This is a genomic window from Anaerovibrio sp. (assembly GCF_051866355.1).
Taxonomy (GTDB): domain Bacteria; phylum Bacillota; class Negativicutes; order Selenomonadales; family Selenomonadaceae; genus Anaerovibrio.
In genome coordinates, this window is sequence record NZ_JBJDWZ010000075.1 from 1 (window position 1) to 2,780 (window position 2,780).

Sequence of the window (2,780 nt, forward strand, 5' to 3'; positions counted from 1 at the left end):
CATTTTTTGTCTGCCTGCTCTCTGCATCCCCCTTTGGCGCCTGCCCTTGCTCCCCCGGCCTGTCACTTCAATGGTAAGCGTTTCATTCCGATGGCAGTTATCGCCCTTTGGCGCCCGCCCTTGCTCCCTCCGGCCTGTCACCTCAATGGTAAGCGTTTCATTCCGATGGCAGTTATTGCGCTTTGGCGCCTGCCCTTGCTCCCCGGCCTGTCACTCCTGACTGGCCAGCACGATGGCGTGCTTCATGCGCGTAACGTTGGACACAATATCGTCCTCCGGGAAAAACGCCCGCACGGCCTGCAGCTGCTCATCCTCCCCGTCTGCCACGACGACCTCTACCCTGTCCCCCAGAATGCGGCGCGCCTGATGCACCACCAGCCTGATATGCTCCGAATCCGTGAGAATGATGTACTTGTTGGCGATATCGCTGTGGGCGGCATTCACAATCTCCTCCACGGACGGCCCGGAAGGATCACTGCCGTCCAGAATCACCGTAGCCCCTGCCTCCTGCAGCCTGTACCCCAGCTCCGGCGTATCCGCCACCGTCATCAGGGCCAGCGGCATCAAAAAGCTCTGCTGAACCATGGCCATGGCATGAGGCTCCGCCATGATATTGATGTGAATCTCACCGATATGCCCCCAGCCTACGGCCCGTTCCAGCACCTTGCCGGGATGCTCGGAGTGAAGATGGATAAACAGGTTGCGGAAGCGGCGCTCCACCACCACAAAATTGCCTATCTCCTGCAGCTCCCTCTCAATCAGCTCCACGGACAGCTTGGGATTGGCCACCATAAAGGTGACGCAGTAAGGCCGCACCAGATCCTCCAGCGGGCTGGTAAGCCTCTCCTGATGAACAGCATTGCTGGAAAAAGGAAGCATCGGCGACACAAACTCCCCGATAATTCCTTTCAGGCATCCGTTCAAAAACACCTGCATAATCATTTCGCCCGAATCAATCTTTTCCGTGAAGGATTCCTGCCCGGCCTTGATGGCCGCCCGCAGTATCTCAATAATCGGCAGGCCGTCGCGCACCGCATGATAAGCCCCCTTGGCCATAATCTTCGAGGCCACGATAATAGGCCTGTCCTTCTGCTCCGGCACCGCCTTCTGGGCATAGAGAATCCCATACTGAAAGGCCTTGCCAAATTCCTGGGAAGAGGCGTTGTATTTGCCTGTCAGCCCTTTGGCCAGCCCCCGGAGAATCTGGGAAAGAATCACTCCCGCATTGCCCCTGGCCCCCAGCACCGCCGCATCAGCCACCCGCCTTGCCAGTCCGCCGATGCTCTCGTTCACCGAATCCTGCAGGGGCAGTACGGCCGCCCCCATGGTCCTCAGCACATCAGTGCCGGGCATGCCGCAGTAAAAAAACCTGCCGCTCTTCTTCACCTCGTTAATCCGCTCGTATTCCAGTATAAACTCACTATAAGCGCCGATAATCATCCGCTTATAGTCAGCGCCTGTGATGACTTCATTATCCTTTGCCATACTAAAACTCCCTAAAACACGTCCCCCTGTCCTGCCGACACCGCGCAGAACCATATACTAATATAATACATTATCCGCTTTAAAAGTAAATGAAAATTGTATATAATATAAGTATTCGCGAAATTCTCTAATTAACCTCTTTTTGAGGAAAAAAAGTAAGGAGATTTTTATGGAAAATTCCAATTTGCAGAATATACACGCTGAAACGGCGGCCGCGGAAGCCGGAACCGCCCCTGCCAAAAGAAAATATACCCGCAGAACCACCGGCAAAAGCGGCAGGAAAGCAGGCCGCGGCGCAAAGGCCGCCAAAGCTGCTCCTGCCAAGCCGCGCAGTGAAAAAATCTTTGCGCTGGACATAGGCACGCGGAGCGTCATAGGCATCGTAGCCGAGCAGGCGCCGGAAGGCCTGAAAATCATTGCCACCGAAAGGCAGGAGCACAAGACCCGCGCCATGATTGACGGCCAGATTCACGATGTGCCGCAGGTAGCCGCAGTCATCGACAACGTAAAGAAAGCCCTGATAAAGCGCACCGGCCCGCTGAAAAGCGCCTCCGTGGCCGCCGCCGGCCGCGCCCTCTACACCATGACGGCATCCGCAGACATGGAGTTCAGCGGCATCATAACCTCCGAGCAGGAGCGTTCCCTTGACTTTGCCGGCGTGCAGGCGGCCCAGGCCAGACTGGCCGAGTCCCACACTGTAGACGACCTTTCCAACTACTACTGCGTCGGCTACAGCACCGTAAAATACGAGCTGGACGGCACCCAGCTGAAAACCCTGGTAGGCCAGCGGGGACGCACGGCCACGGCCACGGTTATTGCCACCTTCCTGCCGCGGCAGGTAATCGATTCCATGCACTCGGCCCTGCAGAGCGTCAAGCTGGACATGCAGGCCCTGACGCTGGAGCCTATTGCCGCCATCAACGTGCTGATACCGGCTACCATGCGCCATCTCAATCTGGTGCTGGTGGATATCGGCGCCGGCACCTCCGACGTGGCCATCACCAAGAACGGCTCCGTTATCGCCTATGGCATGGTGCCGCAGGCAGGCGATGAGATTACCGACGCCCTGTCCCAGCAGTTCCTGCTGGATTTCAACGTGGCCGAGCAGGTAAAGCGCGACGTCACCAACGGCCTGCAGGGCAAATTCTCCGACATCATGGGCATGGAATACGACCTCTCCCCGGAGGAAGTCCTGAAGCCGATTATGCCAAACGTCAAAAAGCTGGCCGAGGCCATCGTACAGCAGATACTGGAGCTGAACGGCGGCGAACCGCCGCAGGCCATCATGATGGTAG

General features: G+C 57.3%; 2 protein-coding genes. One reads left to right on the forward strand and one right to left on the reverse strand.

Annotation, left to right across the window (positions count from 1 at the left end):
- Positions 1-210: 210 nt before the first annotated feature.
- Complete coding sequence (locus ACI3UA_RS04330; RefSeq protein WP_439723601.1) at positions 211-1,485, reverse strand: DAK2 domain-containing protein; 1,275 nt, start codon at positions 1,483-1,485, stop codon at positions 211-213.
- A gap of 169 nt (positions 1,486-1,654) precedes the next feature.
- Here ACI3UA_RS04330 and ACI3UA_RS04335 point away from each other — a divergent pair.
- The coding region (locus ACI3UA_RS04335; protein ID WP_439723602.1) for a cell division protein FtsA at positions 1,655-2,780 on the forward strand (1,126 nt) is incomplete at its 3' end.

Coding starts and splice junctions, on each gene's coding strand:
- ACI3UA_RS04330 (WP_439723601.1), bottom strand. CDS start 1,485: ATGGCAAAGGATAATGAAGTCATCACAGGCGCTGACTATAAGCGGATG.